Annotated in this window: 3 protein-coding genes; 1 reads left to right on the forward strand and 2 read right to left on the reverse strand. The window is 36.9% G+C overall.

The features are described 5' to 3' along the window. The coding region (locus CSW60_RS23355; protein ID WP_143324268.1) for a hypothetical protein at positions 1-551 on the reverse strand (551 nt) is incomplete at its 3' end. Between the two features lie 85 nt (positions 552-636). On the opposite strand from CSW60_RS23355, the gene CSW60_RS22925 reads away from it, so the two are divergent. Next, positions 637-1686, forward strand: coding sequence for a transposase (locus tag CSW60_RS22925; RefSeq protein ID WP_099539396.1), 1050 nt, complete (start codon positions 637-639; stop codon positions 1684-1686). Here the strand turns inward: CSW60_RS22925 and CSW60_RS22930 are convergent. After that, on the reverse strand, positions 1637-2026 hold a 390-nt coding region (locus CSW60_RS22930; protein ID WP_143324269.1), incomplete at its 5' end, for a P-loop NTPase. The two genes, CSW60_RS22925 and CSW60_RS22930, sit on opposite strands and share 50 nt — an antisense overlap.

Consider the following 2026-nt stretch of genomic DNA (forward strand, 5'->3'; position numbering starts at 1 on the left):
AGATCTATTAAATCTTGAACCGCTTTAGTTGGGACAAAGGGGGGAGAAAAATGATAATCTGGTTCGTCTTTTTTAAAACTTTCAAGCTTTTCCTTTAAAGTTCTAATTACCATAGACAATCTAGGTAAATTTTGTGCCGGCATAATTGTAAAGGTTGCTAAATCTCTTGATTGAGTTCCTCGACCAGGATCATCCGGACTCACATTGGGATTAAAAGTTGTTCTAGCTTGATTATAAATAGGATTAGTTCTGAGTGATGGTTCATATTTTGCACAAATTGCATTTATCTCATCTCTATCATTGACCATACTTGCTAACTGCCCCATCATTGAATAAAATTTATTATCTTTATATTTTTTATTCAATGTACTTATCACATCTTCCGGGCTAGTATGTTCATCAATAATTAATGGATACTTGCTATCTAATTCACTATATATTCTCAATAGATTTTGCACTTTGTTAAGGTAATCATCTATTTTCTTTTTTTCAGCAGGCGTTGCTTTACTATTATCTCTTAATGTAATTAGGAGATTTCTCATATGCTTCATATCAGCTGCTCATGTTACGCACATGAACTTGTAGTTTGAATAAAAAGCATTAGAATTCCGTCCTTAATTTTAGGGAGGGAGTTAAATGGATATGCTTGATCTTTATAGTGATTATTTGATTTTCCAAAACAAATATGCGACAGCAACAGGGCTGTCTGATTTGGTTGATGGGGCATTTGCTCATGACAAAGTAACTCGATTTCTTCGTTTTGAGGATTTTGGCTCGAAATCACTGTGGCACTATGTAAAAAAGCCAGTTAGGAGGCAAGAAGAAGTTGGAGGGGTATTGATAGTTGATGATTCCATAGAAGAGAAACCTTATACCGATGAAAATGAAGTGAATTGCTGGCATTATTCTCATGCCAAAGGGACAGTGCTCAAGGGGATTAATATCCTATCGTGCATGATCCGCTATGATGATTTCAGTGTACCTATAGGATATGAGGTGATTAAAAAAGACATCACCTATTGTGATATTAAAACCAGACAAACGAGAAGAAAGTCATCCATAACCAAAAATCAATTATTTCAAAACCTGATTGCCCAAGCGATTACCAATAAAGTGATGTTTGATTATGTCCTTGCGGACAACTGGTTTGGCTCGAAGGCCAATATGGTTCACATCCATAAAGACCTTCAAAAATCGTTTATCATTGGGATTAAATCTAACCGCACGTTAGCTTTATCTGAAAACGATGCCAAAAACGGACGGTACCAACAAGTAAGAGCATTGGAACTTGAAGAGGATGTGGCCCACATAGTCTGGCTTAGAGGCCTAGACTTCCCCGTGAGGCTCCTGAAAAAAGTGTTCAAAAACGAAAACGGTTCAACAGGAATTCTCTATCTTGCTTCTAATGACATGCTTAGTAGCGCTGAACGTCTTTATGAAGTGTACCAGAAACGGTGGCGGATTGAAGAGTACCATAAATCAATTAAGCAAAATGCAAGCTTAACCAAGTCCCCAACTCGAACCGTCAAAACTCAGTGTAATCATATTTACGCTTCTATAATTGCCTATTGCAAGCTGGAAATGTTGAAGATAAAAACTCATTTAAATCACTTTGCCATTAAATACAAATTGATTGTTAGAGCGAACCAGATTGCCTGGCAGGAGCTAAAAAAAATGGCTGCTTAAACTTCATCGTGCGTAACATGAGTAATTGAGAGAGCTGTGTCATGTATTCTGTTCCTGAAGCCGCAGGAACAATACTGATGCCACTAGGACCTGGAAAGATAATGTCATTTAATTGACATACTCCCTGAAATACATGTGACAGATTATATTTAGTAGGTAATCCTAGCATGATGTCAATATTTGCTAAACCTAAATCCGCATCAAGTAACATCACTTTTTTTCCGAGTTGAGACAAACAAACTGCCAAATTAATCGCAATATTACTCTTGCCTACGCCACCTTTTCCAGCTGAAACAGCTATTACTTTAACGGGCTTTGATTGCGATAAATCGTTTAGTCC

The organism is Caulobacter sp. X (assembly GCF_002742635.1).
GTDB lineage: Bacteria > Pseudomonadota > Alphaproteobacteria > Caulobacterales > Caulobacteraceae > Caulobacter.